The sequence below is a fragment of the Shewanella sp. 4_MG-2023 genome (assembly GCF_030548015.1).
Taxonomy (GTDB): Bacteria; Pseudomonadota; Gammaproteobacteria; order Enterobacterales; family Shewanellaceae; genus Shewanella.
Window position 1 is genome coordinate 20,084 of the sequence record NZ_JAUORL010000009.1, and the last position, 23,974, is coordinate 44,057.

Genomic DNA, 23,974 nt, shown 5'->3' on the forward strand with positions numbered 1-23,974 from the left:
CCGGATTATAGTAAGAAAACTGTGAAAGCAGATTGATCGCTATAGGGTTTTTCCATTCATTCAAGTCACAAGAACACACAGCTAAAACCCCAAGCGCTAAAGTTTACTATCACCCAAGTTACGACTATAACTTAAATAGTCGACTCTAATGGGTGAGCCTGCCAAAACGTTTAGGAAAAGTTTAAACATGAACATGCAGATAGTTTCTCAGGCTAAAAATCTCACCGGTTTCTTCTTTCTTCTCTATTTTTTACCCCTTGCCTTATTGCTATTTGTTATCCTCGCCAGTACCACAATGGATTTACCTTTTGGCATTTTTACCCGTGATCTCGCTGCGACGGCAGAAGTGAATCCTTTAACTGGGGTGACATCAAATGTTGGCGCTTTATTGTGGGCAGCTGCTGCGACCATATGCTTTTTAACTTGGGAGGTTTTTCGTCATCAGCCTAAAGAAAAGTGGTTCGCTGTATTTATGTTGTGTTCAGGCCTATTAACCACGCTGCTATTATGTGACGACTTTTTTATGCTGCACGATTATATTTTTCCGCGTTATTTAGCTATCAAAGAGAAGTTTTTTCTATTGGCTTACTTCAGTTTAATGTTTTGCTGGATGGTGGTTTTCAGAAAGTGCATCCTAAAAACGCAGTATCTAATTCTGCTGCTCGCCTTTGTTTTTTTTGCTTTGTCAGTGTTGGTTGATCAGTTTCAAACTCCAATCGAGGCCTTTATTGGCGACTCACGTATTTTGTTTGAGGATGGCTTTAAGCTGATTGGTATTGTTAGTTGGCTTGGCTATTTTTTTAAATGCTGTTTATTGAAAATAAACGAAAATATACTCGAGTAAGGGGGTTAATTAATTTCTTTGGCAGATTGGATTGATCTCTTAAGGTATTATGCAAGATGCAATTTTTATCAGCAGCTAACGTTGGCGCTTTAGGCTAAAACTAGCACCAAAACCTAGGCTGAAAACTAGCACTAAATCTTAGTGCTAAATCTTAGTGCTAAATCTTAGTGTTAATATAAAGTCTCAACGCTCTCTCAAAGCTCACCTAAAAGCAGAAGTAAACCTAATTGAGTTTTGCCAACCTATAACCTTGCTCAATCAATAGTCCTATTTATTGAGTCGCAGCCCTCTCATTTCGCCATTTTAGCCTACAATTTATCAGTGCCCTTTAGGGCGAGTGGCGTGATATTTCTTCGTAATAAACTCGCTGTTAAATATTAAACGCCAATGTGATTCACCTGAATCAAAGCAAGGATATAGTTTATGAGTAATTCACTGTATGAACGACTTGGCGGCAGTGCTGGCATTGAGAGTATTGCAAATGACTTGGTCGATTTGCATATGGCCAACCCGACAATCTCCCCAAGATTTGCCAAATCAGATCCCGTAGCGCTAAAAAATGCCGCGGCGACATTTTTCATTGCAGGAACTGGCGGCCCAAGTGTGTATAAAGGCCAAGATATGCTCTCGGTACATAAAGGCATGAACATATCGGCGGCTGAATTTATGGCGGTACTGGATGATGCATTGCAGGCATTTGAAATGAATAATATTAGCCAGCGGGATCAAGAACAAGCGCTGTATATTTTGTACAGCATGCGATCTGATATCGTGTTGGTTTAGCTTGTTACTGCCCTAAAAGGCTCACTTAACCCCGAGAGTAGGCTAAGTTAACCAGTTATTCAGGATCGACTTAGTCTCTTATCACTAGTCTCTTATCACTAATCTGTTAACGCAGACTTCAAACCAGCTCTATAGCTTGTGTCATCAATAGCTCGGCTGCAAAGGATAACCTTATGGGCACATTTCGCACAGAAACGGATTCATTTGGGCCATTAAAGGTGCCTGCGGATAAATACTATGGCGCTCAGTCGGCGCGCAGCTTAATCAATTTCGCTATTGGGGTCGAGACCATGCCCAAGCCATTAATTCATGCTTTGGGAATGGTGAAGCAATGTGCGGCCAAGGTGAATATGGAGTTTGGCATTCTCGATACTGATATTGGTCAAGCGATTGAACAGGCCGCTGGCGAGGTGATGCAAGGCAAACTGGATGAACACTTTCCGTTGTCGGTATGGCAAACTGGCTCGGGCACTCACACCAATATGAATATCAATGAGGTGATTGCTAATCGCGCCATTGAATTGCTTGGCGGCGTGCTTGGCAGTAAAACCCCCGTGCACCCAAATGATCATTGTAATTTAGGCCAGTCATCAAACGACTGCTTTCCCACTGCAATGCACATCGCAGCAGTACTGGAGTTACACCAGCAATTGTTGCCCGCATTAAGGCATTTACAGCAGCAGCTAGCGATAAAATCGGTAGCATTTAATCATATTATAAAAATCGGTAGAACCCATATTCAAGATGCGATTCCGCTGACCTTAGGTCAGGAGTTTTCAGGTTACAGTGCCCAAATGAATAATGCCATTCGTCGAGTTGAAGCGGTTATGCCGGCGCTATTGCAGTTGGCTCAGGGCGGCACTGCTGTGGGGACAGGCATGAACTCAATTAACGGCTTCGATATCAGTTTTGCCCAGCAAGTTGCCAAGTTGACGAGCTTACCTTTTATCACCGCCAGCAATAAATTTGAGGCCATAGCAAGTCATGATGCCATTGTAGAAGCCAGTGGCGCATTAAATACCGTGGCCGTCAGTGTGATGAAAATTGCCAATGATATTCGTTTTTTGGCCTCTGGGCCGCGCTGTGGATTAGGGGAAATTAATCTGCCCGAAAATGAGCCCGGCTCATCGATAATGCCGGGCAAAGTTAATCCGAGCCAATGTGAAGCGTTAACTATGATCGCGGCGCAAGTTATGGGAAATCATACGACCATTTCTGTGGCAGGCAGCAATGGCCATTTTGAGCTCAATGCCTTTAAGCCAGTGATGATTTATAACCTGCTGCAATCAATTGCTTTACTAGCAGAGGGTTGTGTCAGCTTTACTGACAAATGTGTTAGTGGTATTAGCGCTAATGAAGCGCATATCGCTAAGTTTTGTGATGAGTCATTAATGTTGGTTACCGCGCTAAATGATCACCTTGGCTATGATAAGGCCGCCAGCATCGCTAAAAAAGCCCATCAAGATGGTTCAACCCTGCTAGTGGCAGCCCTTGCCCTTGGATTACTCACCGAAGCGGAATTTAATCAGTGGGTCGTGGTAGAGAAGATGCTAGCGCCCCATGATGTACCTAAAGGCAAACCTTAAATAAACGATCGAATGATCTCGCTTAAAACACCGTCTAAGTAAAGAGCTGCTTATGAAACTTAATTTTAATATGGAAGATGCCAGCCAAATATTTGTCGGCGCTTTTGCTTTAGCTGTACCAATTTCTTTTTCAGAAGAAGCGTGGAAACTGGGTGAGACTTTACCCTTAATCAACGTCATGATGCTGTTTGTGTTGTCGGTGGTGTTTTTGGGGTTATTTACCTATCACAGCGTGTTTCAACATGATGTTAAATCAAGGGTTGTTGTGTTTATATTTCGGATTGTGATCGCTTATTTGATGGCGGCCTTGGTAGTGAGCTTGGTGTTATTATGCCTTAATAAATTACCCTTATTAGACGATCCCATAACCTCATTACGGCGAATTATTATCATTACTATGCCAGCCTCTATGGGCGCAATAGTGGTGGATAGCTTTGATAAAGAGTAAGCCTTAAAAGAGTAACCTGTAAAATAACCTTGCCTCTTTAGCTATAAGTATTCAGCTATGACCGTTCAATATTGCTGATAATGATTGTTCTATTAAATCGACTAAAAGTAGCGTTTTATTGCAATTATTATTCGATTAGTTGCTTGTTAAACTAGGATCATTCATCACTGATAGAGTAGAACATCATGAAAGTAATAAGTCGTTTTAACGCTCGCCCCGCAATGGATGGCGACGGGGTTAACATTAAGCGGGTTGCCGACTTTATGAATACCCGCTTTGATCCGTATTTAATGATTGATGAGATCAAATCAGATGATCAGCAAGATTTCATTGGTGGTTTTCCACCGCATCCTCATCGCGGTATTGAAACCTTTACCTATATTCGTAAGGGTGGCTTTGAACACCGCGATCAATTAGGTAATGTTAAAGCCATACGCGCTGGCGATGTGCAGTGGATGAGTACTGGCAGTGGGGTGATTCATTCTGAAATGCCATTAGCCGATGCTGAAGATGGCCTACATGGCTTTCAAATTTGGCTCAATATGCCCGCTAAAGACAAAATGCGTCCGGCGATCTATCAAGATACCTCAGAAAAGGCTAATCCAACGGGTACTAACCAAGACGGTGCGCAGTTAAAGGCGCTTGCTGGCCATTGGCAATTTGCTGGCAATGATAGGGACAATGACGTTGAGGTATTAGTCTCGAGTATTCAAGGCTTGGCGGGCAATGGTGCCATTGCGGATTTAACGCTCGCAGCTAATGGCCACGCCAGTATTGATTTATCCAGCCATGAGGTGGTTCATGCCTATATCTATCAAGGTGAGCTTGAATATATCGCCGCCAATGGAGACTTGATGACGGCCAGCGCCGGACAGTTATTGTTATTGTCAGCTGAGCTAAGTCATTTTAACAATGCTATCTCTGCCGAGACAGGGTTATTGTTACTGGCAGGTTCACCCATTAATGAAAAAATAGTCCATATGGGCCCATTTGTAATGAATAGCCAAGCTGAAATAGATCAAGCAGTAGATGATTACCAACAAGGGCGCTTTGGTAAGATCATTTAGCAAAGATATATCTGCCATGTGCGGATAAAATTGCTACAATATGCAATTAGGCCAAGGTATAAATATCTTGGCTGTTTTGTTTGTACTCGTTTTGTTTGTACTCGTTTTGTTTCAGTACCCGTTTTATATCAGAGGATATTCGCCTTGAGTCAGTCTACTCAACAAGCCGCTAATACGGCTTTCGCATCACTAAATCTTAAACCTGATTTGCTTGAAAATCTCAAAACCATGGGATTCGAGTCAATGACTCAAATTCAAGCTGAGAGCTTACCAGCAATCCTTGCAGGTGATGACGTGATTGGCCAAGGAAAAACCGGCTCAGGTAAAACTGCAGCATTTGGTTTGGGCTTACTAAACAAGTTAGATGTGAAACGTTTTCGCATCCAAACCATGGTGTTGTGCCCAACACGTGAACTCGCCGACCAAGTGGCAAAAGAGATCCGTACTCTAGCTCGCGGCATTCATAACGTGAAAGTACTAACATTGTGTGGCGGCGTACCAATGGGACCACAAATTGGTTCATTGGAACATGGCGCGCACATTATTGTTGGCACCCCAGGACGTATTGTTGATCATCTTGATCGCAATCGCTTAGATTTAAGCAACGTTAACATGCTGATTTTAGATGAAGCCGATCGCATGTTAGAAATGGGCTTTCAGCAGCAATTAGACCAAATTATTGAAGACACGCCGCGTGAGCGTCAAACCTTGCTATTTAGCGCGACCTTCCCTGAGCAAATTAAGCAGGTTGCTGATCAAATCATGTATAAGCCATTAATGGTTAAGGTTGAAGCGACGCACGACAACCTCACTATCGATCAGCATTTTTATCTAACCGAAGACAATCATGCACGTATGGAGGCTTTACAGTTATTGTTACTGGATAAGCAGCCTGAAAGTGCGGTGGTGTTTTGTAACACCCGCCGTGAAACTCAAAAAGTGGCGGATACGTTAGCTGAACAAGGTTTTAGCGTACTAGCCTTACATGGCGACTTAGAGCAGCGCGAGCGCGATCAAATGTTACTGCGTTTTGCCAACAAAAGTGCCCGCGTATTAGTGGCAACCGATGTGGCGTCTCGTGGTTTAGATATCGAAGACTTAGACGCGGTATTTAACTATCACATTGCCTACGATACCGAAGTACACATTCACCGTATTGGCCGTACCGGTCGTGCGGGCAGTACTGGCGCAGCTTACACTTTCTATAGTCATGAAGATGGTCATCGTATGGTTGAAATCGGTGAGCTAATTGGCCGCGAAATCGACGGTGAAGCATTACCAGCCATGAGTGCGTTAACGAAAATGCCACTTGAAGCTGAGATGGTTACCATTCAAATCGATGCAGGTAAGAAGCATAAGGTTCGCCCTGGCGATATCGTTGGTGGTTTAACTGGCGAAAATGGCATTGATGGCGCAGACATTGGCAAAATTAAAGTGACCGATATCCGTTCATTTGTGGCAGTGAAACGCACCGCGTCTAAAAAGGCACTTAACAAGATCACTAAAGGCCGTTTAAAAGGTAAAACCTACCGCGCTTGGTTCTTGTAGATATTATTTTGAGTCGGTAGCGCTAGCGTTACTCACTGAATTGAAAGCGAGTTTAGTTAATACTAAACTCGCTTTTTTATATCTATTTATGGCTCAGTGCTGTTGATGTAAAGCTCAGTACTGTTGATTCTATGTAGCTGTCGCTTGACCGTTATCGACTCCGGATAGCATATTAATCAGTGTCGCTCTTCCCCTAGTATCGTAGTGCTCAACAAAAAATCCCAAAAAAAAGGTATAAAAACTATTGTCTTCATACCTTTTTTATTGAGCTAATTCATCGAGAACTCGCTTTAGCGATTAGCATTAGTCACGGGACTTAGGTCTTGCATTAGCGTAAGGATTCACACTGCCAGAAGCTGCGCTATTGGCGCTATTGTTACCTTGGCGGCGACGTTGTGGCTTTTTAGCCGCTGTTGAATTTGCCGAGGCATCAGCGCGCGAATTCTGGCGCGAGCTATGTCTAGATTCTGGTTTACCTGATCTATCACTGCTGTTTTGGCTCGCATGCTTACGGCGATTTGGGTTCGGCTTTTTATGGTTGCTGTTGTGGCCACCAGCGCGATTCAAATTCGGCTCAGGCAAAGTATGACATGCTTCATAACCGGCAATCTGTTTACGTTCAATTACGCGCTTAATAAGACGCTCAATATCATGCAGTAATTTGACTTCTTCATCACTCACTAATGATACCGCTTGACCAGATGCACCCGCACGGCCAGTACGGCCAATACGATGCACATAATCTTCAGGCACATTCGGTAAGTCAAAGTTAACCACAAATGGCAGTTGGTCAATATCGATACCACGGGCAGCGATATCGGTGGCCACCATCACTTGTGCAGTGCCTGCTTTAAAGTCAGCTAAAGCTTTAGTACGAGCGCTTTGACTCTTGTTACCATGAATAGCAACCGCTTTAATGCCATCAGCTTCTAGGTTTTTTGCTAAGCGGTTGGCGCCATGTTTGGTGCGTGAAAAAACTAACACTTGATGCCAATCATTTTCTTTAATTAGCTTGGTTAGGATTTTAGCTTTACGGCTTTTATCAATGGCGTATACCGCTTGATCAACCGTGTTCGCTGTTGCGTTACGTGGCGTTACTGAAATTTCAACTGGGTTATTCACTAAGCCTTTAGCCAGCTCGCGAATTTCATCTGAGAAGGTGGCTGAGAACATTAAGTTCTGACGTTGCTTTGGCAACATGGCTAAGATTTTCTTAATGTCACGAATAAAGCCCATATCCAGCATTCTGTCGGCTTCATCCAAAATAAGCACTTCAAGCTGACTAAAGCTCAATACTTTTTGTTGGCATAAATCTAATAATCGACCCGGTGTCGCCACCAAAACATCAACGCCATTTCTTAGTGCTGCAATTTGCGGGTTAATAGATACGCCCCCAAATACCACTGCAGATTTTAGCGGTAAGTTTGCGCCATACGTTGACACGCTTTCAGCAACTTGAGCGGCTAATTCACGTGTTGGAGTTAATACCAAGGCTCTAACTTGTCCGCGCTGTGCACGTTGACCTTTTGAAAGTAATTCTAGTAGTGGCAGGGTAAAACCTGCTGTCTTGCCGGTGCCGGTTTGTGCTGCAGCCATAACATCTTTGCCTTCAAGTACAGCAGGGATCGCTTGTGCTTGAATAGCGGAAGGCGTGTCATAGCCTTGTTTTTCAACAGCTTTTAAAATTGCTGCACTTAAGCCAAGGGAGGCAAAACTCATAGAATGATCTCTTTGGTCAACGCTAACGTTGTTTACAATAAATGGGAGCCAGAATGTGGCGGGCGTGAAGCTTACCTGAATAGGTGCATAAGTGCTAATAAATCGCCAATTTAACCCTTGGCCTTAGGGCATGGCATCCACAGCTAACGCTGGTGTTAGCGGTACTTTCACTCAGCACAATGGCCGAAATCGATGAATAAGGATTAATCTTTGATGGCAAAGTCGGCTATTTAACATACAATGAAATACAATCACTTACCGAATGGAGTCGCGATAAATGAAACCGCAGTTTGCCGCGCAAGTTCATATTGAAAAAACGCTGGCTTGCCTTCGTGAACAAGCCTGTTCGGTGATTAAAAATATTTTGCTGATGTCTAATATTTCCAGCCAAGATGTGCAGCAGGGAATGAAAAAGTTACATGCTCACGGCCAAGTGGCACTGCATTTTCATCCCGATCGCATTGATAGTCGCGGGCTCAGTGTGGCTGCTGGGCTATTAAAAGATGGCTATTATAAAACCCAGTTTGAGACTCATATCTCCAATGGCCAGTTATCACCTGAATTAGGTGGCCCTCGAGATCATTGGGAGAACCAACTGTTTGGTCAATGCTACTCTGGGGTAAAACATCGGCCTAAATATGGCGCTTTAGATTTAGGTTTTTGCCCACTAGGCCCAGCACCCCGTTTTGGTAGTTGTTACTTCATTACAAAGCCCCAAGTGTTATCTCGCTGCAGTTTTAGTTATATGGATTCATATCGCTTGCCAAAAGAAAAGGGCACGCTGCAGTGTTTTGAAGTGATTTTAGCGGCGTTACTTAGTGAAAGTTTTGAGCGCCATTATGCGCTGGGGCTGGCTAATATCAAACCAGCGCAGATTATTACGCATTTACAGCAGCTGCCTATGGAAGTTAATGCACGCTTTGCTCGCCAGCCCTTAGGTAATCTTGATCATTATATCGAAGCGCAGATCCACGGTGATGTATCACTGGATGATGATATTGCTTATCTGGTGGCAGACCCAAGTTTTAAACTCACTGAAGTGGGGGATTGCATGCAAGCCCTGTGTGAGGAATATGACATCAGATTGCTGTGGCATCAGGGTTATCAATTAACAGTTGATAGCGTGCCAAAAGATTTTCGTGGCCCTGATATGCCAGTACTTGCTCAAGCAATTGCGAAAGACGGCTTAATCACCGCACAATTAATTGGCAAAGCGGCAATGGATCTCACCTTAAAGCCAATGTTATGGAGTGAGCGCGGTAAGCAAGCACAGCAGTTACAGCAGTTGAAGTTAATCTGGCATGTGTTAGTGAAATTTGGTGCGATTGCGCCAACTGAGCCAACATCTTAAGCGACTTGCTAAAGCCTGTTGCTAAAGCCAGTAGCTAAATCAGCAGCCTGATAAGGCTAGCTAAAACGATAGGTTGCTCCGCCTTGGCGCTTGGATTTGTACATGGCAAAGTCAGCTGATTTAATCAAACTATCAAAGCATTCACCCGAATCAGGGTAAGTGGCGATACCAATACTGCAATTAACGTTTACCGATTGTTCGCCCAATTGAAAGGGCTTATATAAACATGCAATTAAGGTATCTGCCACTGCGGCAATGTCGTTGTTGTCGTGAATGCCTTCAATCATTAAGACAAACTCATCACCACCCATTCTAGCAATGGTGTCAGCATCTCTGACTTGGGCATTTAACCTGCGGCCCACTTCTATTAGCACTTGATCACCTTCGTTATGACCAAGGCTGTCATTGACCTTTTTAAAGTCGTCTAAATCAATATAAAACAGACAAAAACGACTGTTATTGCGTTTGGCTCTTTCGATATATTGTCCGACTCTGTCAGTGAGTAAGTGACGATTGGGCATTTGGGTGAGTTGATCGTAATAGGCAAGGTTTAATAACCGCTGGGCATCTTCAATGCGTTTGGTGATATCGCGGTTGATGCCGAGTGCGCCGAGAAACTGCTGTTGCTCATCAAACAGCGGGATACACATGGACTCAATCCAGCCTATGGTGCCATCTTGATGTTTAAAGCGAATTTCACCGCTCCACTTGCCATGCTTGGCCACTGCAGACATCACTTGTTCGGTGATAGATTCAGTATCCTCCGGCGAATGCAAAATACTGACGTGTTGACCCAGTATCTCGGCTTTACTATAGCCATATAAAGATTGAGAACCTGCGTTCCAATCGATCACAACACCTTCAGTGTCGGTGACCACCACAGCATCAAATAAATAATCAAATGCTTGGGCCCGCAGCGCAGGAAGATCAAATTGCATTTAATTGCATCTCCACAGTGAATTTTTAGTCATTAAAAAGGACTAACTAAATGTGGGTAGAATTAGGGTATTTGTCAATGGTTAATATTTGAACGTAACAATGTTTATGGTTTTAGTCATGGGGAGTTTTTATGGCTCTGGTCATCAAAGCCGCTGTGGTTTTTAAGCAGATCTTTTAACCCTCTAAACAAGGTTAATAAGCTTTACCTACTATAATTTTTATTAGTATTGTGTGAGTCAGTTAACACTTCTAAGGTGGCGGCTGTAATCTAGGGCTTTAGCTTGCGATACTGCGGCAATTTTCCACACTTTACTGCGCCAATCTAGGCGTATTTCTCTTCAGGAATCTAATGGATAAAACTTTAGAAAAGTCCCTCACTCACTGGCTTAAATCGCAGAAATCATCTTGTGGTATTTTCCTTAAATTAGCCATTTTTACCGGGGCCGCTAATGGGGTGGCAATTGTTGCCCAAGCTTACTTGTTGGCGACCATCCTCCATGGGGTGATCATGCTGGAATTACCCATGGGCAGTTTTACGCTGCAATTTGGCGCTTTAATTAGTTTAATTCTAGTCAGAGCGGTGCTGGCATATGCTAGAGAGCGTTTGAGTTTTGAAGCGGGTAAACGCCTTCGTGGCGACATTCGTGAAGCTGTGCTCAATAAGCTCACCGATTTAGGTCCAGCTTTTATTAAAGGTAAACCAGCAGGGGCATGGGCCAGTGTGGTTCTTGAGCAAGTTGAAGATCTGCACGATTTTTATGCTAAATATTTACCGCAAATGATGCTGGCAGCGTTTATTCCGCTAATTATTTTAGTGGCGGTATTTCCGCTCAATTGGGCCTCAGGGCTGATCTTACTGGCCACAGCGCCGTTGATCCCCATGTTTATGATTTTAGTGGGCATGGGCGCCGCCGATGCTAATCGTAAAAACTTCAGCGCGCTGTCACGTTTAAGCGGCCATTTTATGGATCGCTTAAAGGGCATAAGTACCCTCAAGCTGTTTCACCGCGCAGAAGCTGAAGTAAAGCAAATCGAAACTGGCTCAGAAGACTTTAGGCAACGCACTATGTCAGTGCTGAGAATGGCATTTTTAAGTTCGGCGGTACTGGAGTTTTTTGCCGCGCTATCTATCGCTGTGCTGGCGGTGTATTTTGGCTTTAGCTACCTAGAGCACCTTAATTTTGGTCATTATGGGGTTAAAATTAGTTTATTTACCGGTATGTTTGTGCTGATTTTAGCGCCAGAGTTTTTTCAGCCATTACGTGATTTAGGCACCCATTACCATGCTAAAGCACAAGCCATTGGTGCAGCAGAAGCCTTGGTAGAACTTCTTGAACATCCTAATCCATTAAAGCAAGTTGACGAAAACTTTAGCGAGCAAACTGGCCAGCTGCGAAACACCGATCTCAGTAAAATTGTGATCACCGCAACAGATCTTGAAGTGCTCACCTTAGAGGGAAAACCCTTATTAGGGCCGATTTCATTTAGCATTAAAGCCGGCGAACATATTGCTATTGTTGGCCCAAGTGGCGCCGGTAAAACCAGTTTATTAAATGCCTTGCTGGGCTTTTTACCTTACAGAGGTTCACTGCAAATTAATGCCGCTGAGCTGAGTTTACTTGATAAAAACTATTGGCGCTCAAGGCTTGCTTGGTTAGGTCAAGACCCGCAGTTGTTCCATGGATCTATCCGCGATAATGTCAGCCTAGGCAACGCACAGCTCAGCGATGCTGAGATTATGGCGTTACTGCAACAAGCCAATATTGCTGATTTTGTTCAGGCTCATCCCCAAGGGCTTGATGCCATTATTAGTGACCAATCAGCGGGTATTTCAGTGGGACAAGCTCAGCGTATTGCCCTTGCGCGGGCGTTGTCGCAACCTGCGAGCTTATTCTTGTTGGATGAGCCCACCGCCAGTCTTGATAACCAAAGTGAGCAACTGGTTAGCGCCGCCCTTAATCAAGCCAAGTTGCAGCAAACCAGCTTGATGATCACCCATCGATTAGACCAGCTACAAGATATGGATAATATTTTAGTGATTGATAATGGCAAACTTGTGCAACAAGGCGACTATAAAACCCTCAGCCAGCAACCGGGTTTATTCAAATCAATGCAGCAACAAGATGATGGTTTATCACTGTTTATTACTGCTGAATCTGATACTGACGCGGCAAACGTAAATAACCAAGCCGAAATGGCGCAGAGCATTGGCACTAAGGAGGATAAATAATGCAAGTTTTATATCCGTTCCTTAAATTGTTTAAACGCCAATGGCTGATGATGGCCATTGGCTTGTTTCTTACCTGTACTACTATCCTTGCGGGTATCGGTTTATTGTCATTATCGGGCTGGTTTTTATCCGCAACCGCCATCGCGGGTTTAACTGCAGCCACGGCATTAGCCTTTAACTTTTTTACTCCTGCTGGTGGGGTGCGTTTTTTCTCTATTGCCCGCACCGCAAGTCGTTATGGTGAGCGCTTAGCTACCCATGAGGCGACCTTTAAATTACTTACGGATTTACGGGTTTGGTCTTGGAAAAAGCTGTTTCCGCTTAGTGCCAGTAATCTGCAAGGGTTACGACAAGGCGACATGCTTAACCGTCTAGTGGCCGATATCGATACCTTAGATCATTTGTATTTACGCTTACTGGTGCCAATGACAGCGTCGTTATTGACCATCATTGCCTTGTATGCATTTTTATCTTGGTTTGATTTAACCCTAGCGTTAAGCCTATGTGGTTTGTTGCTGAGTGTATGGATTGTGCTGCCATTGATATTCTATCGCTTAGGCAGAAAACCTGGTGAGGCTGTGGTAGATGCTAAGCGCCACTTTAGAGTGTTAATCCTTGATGTTATTCAGGGACAAGCTGAATTAAGCATTTTTGCAGCTAATGATCGTTATAGACAAAAATTACGTGATGCTGAAACAGCCTTATTTAACAGCCAAACAGCCATGGCCAATATTACTGGTTTTAGCCAAGGGCTATTGATTGCGGTGAACGGTTTTGCTGTGGTAATGATGTTATATCTTGCTGGACAAGGCGTTGGTGCGCAGGTGCCGCCAGGCCCCTTAATGGCGACAATGGTGTTTGCTACTATGGCGTCAATTGAAATGATGATGCCAATCTCTGGGGCGTTTCAGCATTTATCTAGCTGTGTGTTATCGGCTAAACGTATTACTGAAATTACCGATCAGCAAGGGGATATTCAGTACGGTGAGCGCCAATTTCAAGGGGGTGAATTAGCTGCTACAGAACTTGAGTTAAACGACATTCACTTTGGCTATCAAGCTGAGCGGTCAATTTTAACCGGGGTTAATTTACATATAACCCAAGGCCAAAAAGTGGCCTTACTTGGGCCAACGGGCTGTGGTAAATCAAGCTTGCTTGCACTGATCACCCGTGAGTGGATGCCGCAACAAGGTCAAATCAGATTATCAGGTCATGATATTGCTGACTATGACGAAGTGTCATTACGCAACGCGATGACAGTGGTGAGTCAGCGGGTGCATTTATTTGCTGGCACAGTACGCGATAACTTAACCATTGCCTTACCTTATGTTGAGGGGCAAAAGAAAAAGGCCAATGATCAGCGCTTAATCGCAGTGTTAAAGCAAGTGGGCTTAGGCACGTTACTTGAGTCCGTAACGGCTACAGATCGCGGTGAAGAAATTGGTTTAGACAGCTGGATTGGTGACGGCGGGCGTCAGTTATCAGGTGGCGAACAGCGCCGAATTGGGGTGGCTCGTGCATTACTGCGTGATGCGCCTATTTTATTGCTTGATGAGCCAACCGAAGGGCTTGATAAACGCACTGAACGGGAAATTTTACGCTTACTGTTTACGTTTGCTGAAGGTAAAACCTTACTGATGATAAGCCACAGACTCACCGCCATGGCTGAAATGGATCAAATTCATATGCTGGATAATGGGCTGATTGCCGCCAGTGGCACCCATGAAGACTTAATGCAAGATTGTGCTGAATACCAAGGTTTATATAAGCATTTAGCCAAAGACTAATCGGCTAATTTTTAAGGCTAGTGTTATTTTTAGATTAGCCTTTATTAACTGCGCCTTCATTGGCAAAGCTTTTAATGAATAAGCTTTCATCAAATAAGCATCTAAATGACAAGGCTAATTAATCAAGGCGCTTATAATAAGCGCCTTTTTTTATGGAAATGAATAAGTTATTTAGCCGTTAAATGCATGGCTTTGTTATCTATGATTTGCACTGCTGGGGAGTGGTTATTAGCGGCTGTATGTAGCTCATTTTGTATAGCTGTCTGCAACATCACTTTTGCCACTCGCTCGCCGCTTATGGGCTTATATTTCACAAGTGGGCCGATAAACAAACCGGAAGTGAGTTTAAATAACCCTTGGCCTATATCTTCTAAGGTTCGCTGACTCGCACGCTCCCCTAATAACAAGCTTGGCTGAAATATCATTAGTTTAGGTAGGTTAAGCGCGACTAAGGCTTGCTGTACCTGACCTTTAGCACGATTATAAAAAATGCTTGAATTTGCATTGGCATCTAATGCCGTGACCACTGAAAAAGACCATGGCTTTGAACGGTTTCTGCTAAGTTGATGTTGTTGGATTAACTTAGCGAAATCAATAACTGCAGTCACATCTACTTTTTTAAAATTATCTTGGCTACCCGCTTGCTTAATGGTGGTGCCTAAACAACAAAATGCATGATCGATGTCGATCGGAATGGATAAACTGGGGATGTCTTCTAGCTGGCATTGAATAAAGCTGAGCTTGTCGATGCCGTGGGTGCCTTCAGCCAGTTGTGGCAGACGTCGACCTAAAACCATTACTTGCTGGTAGCGCTCATCAGCCAGTAATCCAAGTAACACATTTGCACCAATAAGCCCTGTGGCACCAATTATTGCAGCATTCATATTTTTCCTAAAGTACCAAGCCAGCATGTTGACTCTTTTTTATAAGTAGAGATTTTAGCATGGAATAAGCTTGTTAATACGGCTCAAAATAAGTGCGCAAAAGCGCTGCTGCATAGGTAGTTGCATAGGTAATTGCATTGGTAATTGCAGGGTTATTAGTCCATAGCAGCTGCTATTGAACATTTATAAGTATCGGTTTTAGCATGGAATAAGCTTGTTAGTACGGCTCAAAATAAGTGCGCAGAAAGCGCTATTGCATAGGAAATTACCGGGTTATCAGTACATAACTGCTGTCATTGAACATCTAATAAGTGTCGGTTTTAGCATGGAATAAGCTTGTTAATATCATCAAGATAGCACAGTATTTTGTGGCATAAATATAATGAATAAGCTGACCATTCAGTTTGAAAACATAAAAACAGGGAGACGTTATGGGATTATTTGATGCGATATTAGGTAACTCGTCAGAAGTTGATTTAGCAGAATTAGAGCAAGAGCTTGCGCCAATTTTGGCTGACAATGAGTCAGTGCATCTGGGTTATAAATTGATCCGCGATATGTTTGTGTTCACCGACAAACGGCTTATTTTAATCGACAAACAAGGCATGACGGGCAAAAAGGTGAGTTATCATTCAATTGCTTATAAATCGATGACTCACTTTATTGTTGAAACCGCAGGTACCTTTGATATGGATGCCGAGCTGAAAATTTATATTTCAGGCACAGAGCAACCCATAGTTAAAGAGCTAAAAAAAGGCACTGATGTGGTGGGCATTCAAAAAGCCATTGCTAACTTTTCACTTTAATTGCGAGTTAATGTGTTTTATAACAAAGCTGCCAGCTAACGGCTTACAAGAAACCGCAGGCCAACAACAATTACTGAGTTAACATATTGGCTGAGCCTTAACGCAATCATTATGTGCGTATGGTTAGGCCTACTTTACATATTGGATAACGCAAATGACCACAGATAACCCGCAACCATCACCTCTGAATGATGCCCCTAAATCCATTCAACTTGCGGTCGATTTAATTCAGTTACTCGAAGAAAATAAAATAGATACCACAACGGCGATTGAAGCATTACAAATCACCTTAGCTGATTTCAAAAAAAAGCAGCAACAGGGCACGTAATTGCCCGGAGTAACGGCTTGAGAACCACTCACATGGTCGAACTAAAATAATCAAGGAACAGATATGACCGAAGCTCACTTACCACTGACCGATTTCATCGAATATAGCCAAGCAGAGATGATTGTACGGGCGCAGCAAAACTATCAAAATGTAAAACGCCGTCATTCGATACGTAAGTTCTCTGATAGAGCGGTTCCTCAGCAGGTCATTGAGCAATGTATTTTAGCGGCAGGGACAGCGCCAAATGGCGCCAATCATCAGCCGTGGCACTTTGTCGCCATCAGTAACCCTGAGATTAAAGCGCAAATTCGCCAGCAAGCTGAAGCCATCGAACAAGCATTTTATGCCGGTCGCGGCGGTGAAGAGTGGCTCGATAATTTAAAGCCATTAGGCACTAATGCCAGCAAACCTTATCTAGAAACCGCCCCTTGGTTAATTGCGGTGTTTTCTAAAAAACGCAGCGAAGATAATGGTGAGCAAAAGCAGAATTATTACGTGCATGAGTCGGTAGGCATCGCCACAGGTTTTTTAATTCAGGCGCTGCACAATGCAGGCCTTGGCACCTTAACTCACACTCCCAAACCTATGTCGTTTTTAAGTAAAGTATGTGGCCGAGATAATGACAATGAGCGCCCCTATATGCTGATTGTGGCTGGTTATCCTGATGAGAATGCTACGGTACCAGAGCATGCTTTACACAAGAAACCGTTAACTGAGATTTGTGATTTTTTATGATTACTTCCAGCCTTGTAACCACTGGCTGGTTTGTTTTAACTCGCGCCAATTGATAGCAAATTCTTGACCGTTTAGCTCAGCTCTAATTAAGCATTCAATCACGTTTTGTTGTTCATCAAAACTGACTTTAGTGACCGAAAAGTGTTTTAGTTTTTCGGTCACATTGACCTTTGTCCATTTACTATGAAGTAACTTTTTTGGGTGTAATGGGTTCATTCATTTTTCCTAGTTGGCGGTCTATATCTCATCTGATTGTTTATTTACCTCATTACGTTATTACGTTGAATCGGGTTAAAAGGTTCAGCTATAGAAGGGTTCTGCTTCCAAATTCTGTTTGGATTAACATTGTGGTTTTTTCACATTCACACTTGCCCTCAATTTATTTTGCCATGTAAAAATCAAAGTCGTGGCGCTTCGCCCACACCAGAGTCAAGGGGGAAACTGCTTGTCCCCCTTAACAATCCCTCAGCCCCCGACGAAAAATGCTGAAAAGCGCATAATTTTCGACGGGGATTGATCCAGCTTCTGACTTCGTTTGTTGCTAACTTCGGCCCCTGTTTATTATAAAGAGTGAAAATGCTAACGCTTCCGATGGTGAGTCTGAAGTAAATGGATTTACAAATGTCACGGTGGCATGGATGCTAAGGAGTGACCCTGCACCGCGAAAGCTATGCTCACATCCATGTGAGCACACGCTATTTTCTCTGCGTCCTCAATTCAAATTGAGTCGGAGGCAAATAGATCTTCAACTCTTTAGCTTTTACTTGCCGCAATATATGAGGCTAAATCGAAGATATGAACATTCCGGTGTAAGCGCAGCTGTGACCGTCCATGACATGGCGAAGTTTCACAGTGTGAAACGTTCTGAGCGAGAGGCATGGATGCCGAACTGGCCGTTTAACAAGGATGTTATTTGTTTTGGCAGAGCTTTCAGGGACCTTTTGATTTATATAAAGAATGCAGCGTGTCACAGTAGTGCTTGCACATAAGGTCGCTCTTTCACATCTGACCCATAGGGATTTGGGAAATGTCATGATGATGTCGGGAACATCATTGACCATGTGATCGCGACATTTGTATATCCTATACATCACCTGCGGCAGGCAATTGGTTAGATTGAAGTAATGGCCTGCTGTAACGGGGCCAATATAAATGAAGTTTAAAGCTTAATATCACTGTGTATTAACGCAGTTATATTAATCCTCAAAGAATTTTTCATTATTATCGAAGCCAAAATCAGGTCAATTGGCATCGATAAATTTGAGGTTGAAAGTTTAACTTATATATTTCATGGGTTTATGTTATTCATATTGAGTAACAATGGACCCGATAAATGTTCAGGCTCAACTTTGCGGAGTGATTAACCTTAATGCGGCCAATAAAGTAGGTATTAGTTCTTTTATATCAGTAAGTTACATGATAAATTGAATTCAAAATTAATTATAAGGCAGGGCTTTATCCGAGACGCTGGATAATAAGCTGTTATATTTTTCTAGGGATTGAACATTGAGAGCTATCTTTGCACTGTGTTTTTTTAGTTGTTTTGCTAATTCAACAACTTGCTTTCATACAGAGGCGCAAGCGGAAGAGTGGAATAAAAAATACGGTAATCTTTTCAAAGTAGAAACTACTCTGAACAGCGGTGCATACGACGTAATTGCAGAGTTGCCAAAAAGTATTGATGGTCAACGCTTTGATTCAGTCTCGCTATTCGTGAGCAATCTTGAACACCCCACCTTTTTTGCTACATTAAGCACATATGAAGATGATGGTGTTACTAAAGTATGGTTCGTTACAGACCACAAAAACTTTCAACAGCATTATTTAAGTTTTAGCTACGGTACTGGGTGTGGCATGTCCGTAACACTAGAGGTTGATTTTGAGTAAAAATATAACAAACACATTATGTTCATTCGCTTCGCTCATTGGGACGCATACTCGCTGGCTGGCGCTACGCGCAATTTTAGCCAGCAAGTCTGCGCCCCATATGTGAAGCGTTAACTGTTTTTAAGGAGTGTATGTATTTCAAGATGTAGCAACAACTGAAAGTAATTATCAACGTTTCTTAAAGCGAGTATCTGAGTTTGGCGCTGTTTGGGGACTTAAACACCCAGAAGGTGGTTGGGCAGTATGCCCATCTAACGAATATGAAGATATTGATGTGTATGTCTTTTGGTCTGATGAAGCATATGCATTACGTTGTGCAAAAGATAATTGGAAAGAGTATAAGCCTGAGATGATTACTCTTGATTCATTTATAGATAATTGGCTTCATGGTATGCACAAAGACGATTGTTTAGTCGGTGCTAACTGGGATGCAAATATGTTCGGCAAAGAAGTTGAACCTATTGAAGTTGCTAAGTTCCTGGTGAACAGTTAATGAGGCATTTAAATATAACTAAAACAGCGGGTTACGTTTAGCTTTGCTACGCATTTAAACCCTCTATTTTAGTCCGCTTAGTGCGGCGTTACTAACCCACTTTTTGTCCAAAAAAAGTTACAAACCAATCCCAATCATGCCCCTAAAGTAGCGAGTTAACTAGCTATTAGACGCCAAAATCGCGTGTTGTAATTGTCGTAAATCATTCACAATAAAATCAGCCTGAGATTGATAATCAGGCTGCTTATTGTGGTTGATAAACACCGACTTCATCCCTGCATTTTTCGCCGCTTGAATATCATATAAATAATCGCCCACATAAATCAGTGACGCAGGGTCTAAATCCCAAGTGGTGGCGATGGCCAGCAGTGCATCTGGGGCGGGTTTGGCGGGATAACATTCGCGGGTTAATACCAGTTCGAGATTGATATTATTTTGCCTAAGCTTGGTGGCCGTGGCCGCTTTACTGTTGCGGGTAACAATGGCGCTGGGCAAACTTAACTGTTCAATGCTGCTGAGTAATTCATGCATATGCGGCAAGGGTTTGGCATTCGTGGCATCTTGTGTTTCATGGGCCAAGATAATTTGGTTGGCTCTATCTCGCAAAGGCGGATGGGTAATATCGGCGACAAAACCCAGTAGGTCAACATCGCATGGGCAACCTAATTCCTTTTTTATTTGGCTAAAATCCAGTGCTGATTCAACCAAGGTGCCATCTAAATCAAAAATGACCCCTTTAATGCCGGCCAAACTTTTCATTGCTAATCCTTGCAGTCAAAAATAGGGTGATGAGGTGCGATAGCCGTTCGCGCTCACGCTCTGATTCTACTCAGCTTGTGCTTAGCTTGAGCTTATATGTGGCTATCAAATATAAGCGTATCTAAGGTAATACTAAATGGGCCTTGCTGTTTGGCGGCGATCAGTAACCCAATACGGCTGATATCAGCAAATTTTAACGCTGGCGCGCTGATATTTCTACCCCGAAAACGTGGCAGAAAATCTGTCACGGTAAATGTGTGTTCACTCCATTGCCCCGCTTGCGTATCAAAGTCGGCGGCATAGGCTTCACCAAAACTCAGTTTGGCGGTTTTTAGGCGTAATTGATAGCGTTTACCGTCACCAAAGACCCTAAGGGTAATACGGTCACTATAAGGGGCTGTTTGACGTAATTGAAACTCTATCGAGGCAAAGCCGCCATTATTATCTAGCGAGACATTACCGCTAAATACGGCATTTTGGCCTTGTTGAGAGTCAAGCTGACTTGCCGATAATCCGCCCATTACCGTGTCATTACTTATTCTGCCCTCTTTGACATGATTGGGGTTATCAAACTGAATTTCCATGGCGAAAGCCTTTATGCTGAGTAAATGAAATAACACCAAAGTGACAATATAAAGCGGAAATAACTTTAGCATAATGCTGTGCCTCAAGGTTGTTTAGCTGGCATTTAAGTTGAGTTATGGTTTTGATTGATGATTTTAGTAAAAAAAGCGACTTATCTGGGTGAGGGATAAGTCGCAAAAGGTAACGCAGGGACGGGTAAATCGTGTTTAATCAATACTCATACTGGGTAGATATCAGTATTGAATTGGTTGTTACTCTTCTTCGGCAACAAAGTCATCCATTAGAATAACTGAAAACATAGAAGTGTCATTTTCTGCATCCACTGCAGCAACGCTGTATAGCCCATTTGCAGCTAAGCTCACTGGCAGTGGACCAATGGCAACAGTTTTAGTACCTGTTACAGTGACGCTTACGGTGTAATCACCTGGGGCAACACTTAAACTACCTGACGCTGCTTTAAATGGTACATCTGTTAGCGCAGGCTCTGATGCACTGATGTCGGCTGTAGGGGTGAGGTAAACATCGACATTACCAGCTGAGTACGAAGCGTGGATGACGTTTAATCTAGCTTCAGTTGCAATGCGGCGAGTGTGCTCGGCAAAGGCCCAAGGGCTAATGTCGTTGTTAGATAAAGAGCCGACAGCGAGCACTGAGTAGCTGGCACCTAGCATTAAATCGACTTCGGCATCTTTAATCACTTCAACTGAGTTATCAGCATCAGCTGCCACAGTGACTGTGTGCATGCCTTCTGGGATGTTGACGTAACCTGCAAATTGACCAAACGATAGCATGTCAATGGCGGGAGTCATGCTGCCATCAAGAAACACATCAACAGCAGGTGCGTCTGCTACGGCATGGACTACACGGATGTCGCTACCACTGCTCACATCATTTAAAAGTACTTGTGCATCTGGTAATGCCACTAACAGCGCGACAGGTGAGTCTCCTGACCATTCATTTGGGATTGCCGAAATGAAGTAATCATTACCTGCGGCTAAATTGACAGTGCCTGAATCAAACACCACGGTTTTGTCACCATTTGGGGTAATTCGAATTTGATAATCAGCGGTCGGCACTTCAAGCTGATCACTGTTATCCATGTAATTGGCCGATAAGGTTGGCTCCATCATGGCGATGTCTGCCATTGGCTCGGTGACGTAAATATCCACTAAACCCACATCAGGAGCAGCATGTAATACTTGCACTCGGGCATTGTCTGCGGTGATGTCGGCTTTTTCATTGGCAACCAATTTGAGCATCAAGTTTTCATCGCTGACGTTACCTAAAGCAACGGCGGTATATTCCATATCAGCAGCGGCGGCTAAGTCGGCTGACAATACCGTTGTAGTGGTGCCATCTGCAAGCTTTGCATCTACGGTAATGGCGTAGGTTGAGGCTTCAACTTCTAACAAACCACTTGAAACGGCGTAATCGACATCGGCTAATAACTGAGCGCCATCGGCAGTGACATTAACCATAGGCGCATCGCTTGATGCGTGAATAACGCGTACTTGGGCATATTCAATATTGGGGGTTTCTTCAATAACAATTTTGTCATCGTCATCATCTGAACAAGCGGTTAGGGCGATTAGTGAAAAGCACAGACCAAGGGAGTATTTCCGTTTCATCTTTATATCCTCAAATTCATTTTGTCGTATTGTCATGTCGATGGGTAATACGGCACTTGCTAATTTAGGATCATGTTTTTATTTAATCTTTAAACACAATTGTTGGTTTTAGAGATTCTAATAGGGTGATTTTTAGTCGGTATGACAAACATCGACATAGGGGTGAATAGGGGATAATCTGTAGTCTTAATCGGTGTTGTAAGGTGTCGCGTGTGAGTTTAAAAAGCCGTCAAAATACTCTGAATAAAGCTCTTAAAAATAGTCTAGAAAAAGATCTGCAAAAGGATCAAAATAATGATCTGTTACTGCCAATAGCGGCAGATGTCGCTGCTGAAATCAAATCTAAAGTCGAACCTGAAATTGCTCCTAGCGTTGCCGCTAAAATTGAACAAAAAACTGAGCGCCAGTTTCGGGTGGCCTCGTTTAATTTATTCAACTTCATCGAGCCGCCTGCGGCTTATTATGATTTTGAAAACATCTATTCTCATCAGCAATGGCAAAAAAAGTGTCGCTGGTTAACTGACTATGTCACTGAGCAGCAACCTGACATTATTGGCTTTCAAGAAGTCTTTAGCCCCGATGCTTTAAAAGCGTTATTGCTTACTTTAGGCTATGACTATTTTGCAGTATTAGATGAACCCACCTTAGTCAGTGACTATGTTTATCAAAGCCCAGTGGTGGCGCTGGCCTCTAAGTTTCCGATCACCGAAACCGCCTTAATTAGCGTTGATGATTCACTGCTGCCACTGATGGGCATTGCCAGTGATTTTAGCTTTAGCCGCCAACCGTTACTGGCAAGGGTAAACATACCTCACTTTGGTGAGTGTGAGTGTTATGTGGTGCATTTAAAGTCTAAACGCAGTGGCATGGGTATTGACACCTTAGCCGATACTGGCATGACTGGCGGCGCTGATATTATGGCCAGACAAGCCCTTGGTACGTGGGCATCGAATATGCAGCGGGGCAGTGAAGCGGCGTTATTATTTTATGAAATTGCTAAACGCCGCCAGGCTAATCAGCTGCCGGTGTTATTAATGGGTGATTTTAACGATTCTATTCAAAGCACTGCGCTGGAGGCTTTTAGGGCTAACAGTAAACGCGTGTTTAGAAGCGATATTATCGATCCAAACCTTAAAGTATTGAATGACGTTAATCTTAAAGCTGAGTTTGAACGCTTTAGCTTATTTGATAGTTATGAATTGTTTCAAGCAGGGCAAAAGCTCAATGCCACCTTAGCCCAAGATGAATATGAATCTAGTGTTAATGCAGATGAATCGACTAGCGATATTGATGATGCGCCAGCGCCTGATTTACATCAGCATGATAGGCCAGCAACCCATTATTATGGCAATACCGGCTCGGTTTTAGATTATATCTTGGCAAGTTGTGAGTTTGATGCCTCGCATCCAAGAAACTTAGCTGAGGTCAGCGCCTATCAAACCTATGATAGACACTTAGTTAGGCCAGAATATGAACGTGACAGTGATAGTACTGATCACGCGCCTATTATGATGACCTTTAGGGTTAGGCGCTAGGCTAACGTGAGTTCAAAAAGCTAGCGCGAGTT

Annotated in this window: 22 protein-coding genes; 15 read left to right on the forward strand and 7 right to left on the reverse strand. The window is 43.3% G+C overall.

The features are described from left to right. The first annotated feature begins 187 nt into the window (after window positions 1–187). The 6 genes from Q4546_RS06760 (at window position 188) to dbpA (ending at window position 6,276) form a co-directional block, all read left to right on the forward strand. Window positions 188–844 (forward strand): hypothetical protein, encoded by a 657-nt coding sequence (locus Q4546_RS06760; RefSeq protein WP_102438362.1) that lies wholly within the window; start codon window positions 188–190, stop codon window positions 842–844. Between the two features lie 423 nt (window positions 845–1,267). Further along, window positions 1,268–1,627, forward strand: a complete 360-nt coding sequence (locus Q4546_RS06765) for a group 1 truncated hemoglobin (RefSeq protein WP_102438364.1) — start codon at window positions 1,268–1,270, stop codon at window positions 1,625–1,627. A gap of 173 nt (window positions 1,628–1,800) precedes the next feature. After that, window positions 1,801–3,213, forward strand: coding sequence for a class II fumarate hydratase (gene fumC / locus Q4546_RS06770; protein ID WP_303445952.1), 1,413 nt, complete (start codon window positions 1,801–1,803; stop codon window positions 3,211–3,213). Between the two features lie 52 nt (window positions 3,214–3,265). Further along, a complete protein-coding gene (locus Q4546_RS06775) occupies window positions 3,266–3,661 on the forward strand; it encodes a DUF2391 family protein (protein ID WP_303445953.1) in 396 nt (131 codons plus the stop codon). Window positions 3,662–3,846: 185 nt separating this feature from the next. Next, window positions 3,847–4,728 carry a pirin family protein gene (locus Q4546_RS06780; RefSeq protein ID WP_303445954.1) on the forward strand — a complete coding sequence of 294 codons (882 nt, stop codon included), beginning with the start codon at window positions 3,847–3,849 and terminating at the stop codon, window positions 4,726–4,728. 144 nt (window positions 4,729–4,872) lie between these two features. Continuing rightward, the gene (dbpA, locus tag Q4546_RS06785) at window positions 4,873–6,276 is read left to right on the forward strand and encodes an ATP-dependent RNA helicase DbpA (RefSeq protein ID WP_102438372.1); all 1,404 of its coding nucleotides are present in this window, start codon (window positions 4,873–4,875) and stop codon (window positions 6,274–6,276) included. A gap of 303 nt (window positions 6,277–6,579) precedes the next feature. Here the strand turns inward: dbpA and Q4546_RS06790 are convergent, their stop codons facing one another. Continuing rightward, the gene (locus tag Q4546_RS06790) at window positions 6,580–7,995 is read right to left on the reverse strand and encodes a DEAD/DEAH box helicase (RefSeq protein WP_102438374.1); all 1,416 of its coding nucleotides are present in this window, start codon (window positions 7,993–7,995) and stop codon (window positions 6,580–6,582) included. 277 nt (window positions 7,996–8,272) lie between these two features. On the opposite strand from Q4546_RS06790, the gene Q4546_RS06795 reads away from it, so the two are divergent. After that, a complete protein-coding gene (locus Q4546_RS06795) occupies window positions 8,273–9,346 on the forward strand; it encodes a DUF3626 domain-containing protein (RefSeq protein ID WP_102520552.1) in 1,074 nt (357 codons plus the stop codon). A gap of 56 nt (window positions 9,347–9,402) precedes the next feature. Here the strand turns inward: Q4546_RS06795 and Q4546_RS06800 are convergent, their stop codons facing one another. After that, entirely contained in the window at window positions 9,403–10,284 is an 882-nt protein-coding gene (locus tag Q4546_RS06800; RefSeq protein WP_102476892.1) for a sensor domain-containing diguanylate cyclase, read from the reverse strand. A gap of 350 nt (window positions 10,285–10,634) precedes the next feature. Here Q4546_RS06800 and cydD point away from each other — a divergent pair, with 350 nt between their 5' ends. Together cydD and cydC are read left to right on the forward strand one after the other, a co-directional pair. Beyond that, window positions 10,635–12,515 carry a cysteine/glutathione ABC transporter permease/ATP-binding protein CydD gene (gene cydD / locus Q4546_RS06805; protein WP_303411970.1) on the forward strand — a complete coding sequence of 627 codons (1,881 nt, stop codon included), beginning with the start codon at window positions 10,635–10,637 and terminating at the stop codon, window positions 12,513–12,515. Beyond that, the gene (gene cydC, locus Q4546_RS06810; RefSeq protein WP_303445955.1) at window positions 12,515–14,302 is read left to right on the forward strand and encodes a cysteine/glutathione ABC transporter ATP-binding protein/permease CydC; all 1,788 of its coding nucleotides are present in this window, start codon (window positions 12,515–12,517) and stop codon (window positions 14,300–14,302) included. Before cydD ends, cydC begins: the two co-directional genes overlap by 1 nt. A 167-nt stretch (window positions 14,303–14,469) precedes the next feature. Here cydC and Q4546_RS06815 read toward each other — a convergent pair whose 3' ends face one another. Next, window positions 14,470–15,186 carry a nucleoside-diphosphate sugar epimerase gene (locus tag Q4546_RS06815; protein WP_303445956.1) on the reverse strand — a complete coding sequence of 239 codons (717 nt, stop codon included), beginning with the start codon at window positions 15,184–15,186 and terminating at the stop codon, window positions 14,470–14,472. Window positions 15,187–15,617: 431 nt separating this feature from the next. Here Q4546_RS06815 and Q4546_RS06820 point away from each other — a divergent pair, with 431 nt between their 5' ends. The 3 genes from Q4546_RS06820 to Q4546_RS06830 all read left to right on the forward strand — a co-directional run bounded on the left by Q4546_RS06820 (window position 15,618) and on the right by Q4546_RS06830 (window position 17,055). Next, a complete protein-coding gene (locus Q4546_RS06820) occupies window positions 15,618–15,992 on the forward strand; it encodes a PH domain-containing protein (protein ID WP_102438386.1) in 375 nt (124 codons plus the stop codon). A gap of 154 nt (window positions 15,993–16,146) precedes the next feature. Further along, window positions 16,147–16,320: a YbaM family protein gene (locus Q4546_RS06825; RefSeq protein WP_102438387.1), complete on the forward strand. Its 174-nt coding sequence runs from the start codon at window positions 16,147–16,149 to the stop codon at window positions 16,318–16,320. 63 nt (window positions 16,321–16,383) lie between these two features. Then, the gene (locus Q4546_RS06830; protein ID WP_303445957.1) at window positions 16,384–17,055 is read left to right on the forward strand and encodes a nitroreductase family protein; all 672 of its coding nucleotides are present in this window, start codon (window positions 16,384–16,386) and stop codon (window positions 17,053–17,055) included. Here the strand turns inward: Q4546_RS06830 and Q4546_RS06835 are convergent, their stop codons facing one another. Next, window positions 17,056–17,271: a TIGR02450 family Trp-rich protein gene (locus Q4546_RS06835; RefSeq protein WP_102438391.1), complete on the reverse strand. Its 216-nt coding sequence runs from the start codon at window positions 17,269–17,271 to the stop codon at window positions 17,056–17,058. A 1,290-nt stretch (window positions 17,272–18,561) separates the two neighbouring features. Between Q4546_RS06835 and Q4546_RS06840 the strand changes: the two genes are divergently transcribed. Together Q4546_RS06840 and Q4546_RS06845 are read left to right on the forward strand one after the other, a co-directional pair. Beyond that, window positions 18,562–18,942 carry a hypothetical protein gene (locus tag Q4546_RS06840; RefSeq protein WP_303445958.1) on the forward strand — a complete coding sequence of 127 codons (381 nt, stop codon included), beginning with the start codon at window positions 18,562–18,564 and terminating at the stop codon, window positions 18,940–18,942. Between the two features lie 127 nt (window positions 18,943–19,069). Further along, a complete protein-coding gene (locus tag Q4546_RS06845) occupies window positions 19,070–19,435 on the forward strand; it encodes a DUF2750 domain-containing protein (RefSeq protein ID WP_303445959.1) in 366 nt (121 codons plus the stop codon). A gap of 159 nt (window positions 19,436–19,594) precedes the next feature. On the opposite strand, the gene Q4546_RS06850 is transcribed toward Q4546_RS06845, so the two are convergent. From Q4546_RS06850 to Q4546_RS06860, 3 genes are all read right to left on the reverse strand, one after another. Further along, window positions 19,595–20,194 (reverse strand): HAD family hydrolase, encoded by a 600-nt coding sequence (locus tag Q4546_RS06850; RefSeq protein ID WP_303445960.1) that lies wholly within the window; start codon window positions 20,192–20,194, stop codon window positions 19,595–19,597. A gap of 92 nt (window positions 20,195–20,286) precedes the next feature. Further along, window positions 20,287–20,850, reverse strand: a complete 564-nt coding sequence (locus tag Q4546_RS06855) for a CIA30 family protein (RefSeq protein ID WP_102519184.1) — start codon at window positions 20,848–20,850, stop codon at window positions 20,287–20,289. A 180-nt stretch (window positions 20,851–21,030) separates the two neighbouring features. After that, window positions 21,031–22,407, reverse strand: coding sequence for a DUF4397 domain-containing protein (locus Q4546_RS06860; protein ID WP_303445961.1), 1,377 nt, complete (start codon window positions 22,405–22,407; stop codon window positions 21,031–21,033). 212 nt (window positions 22,408–22,619) lie between these two features. Here Q4546_RS06860 and Q4546_RS06865 point away from each other — a divergent pair, with 212 nt between their 5' ends. Next, window positions 22,620–23,942, forward strand: coding sequence for an endonuclease/exonuclease/phosphatase family protein (locus Q4546_RS06865; RefSeq protein WP_303445962.1), 1,323 nt, complete (start codon window positions 22,620–22,622; stop codon window positions 23,940–23,942). Window positions 23,943–23,974 lie beyond the last annotated feature (32 nt).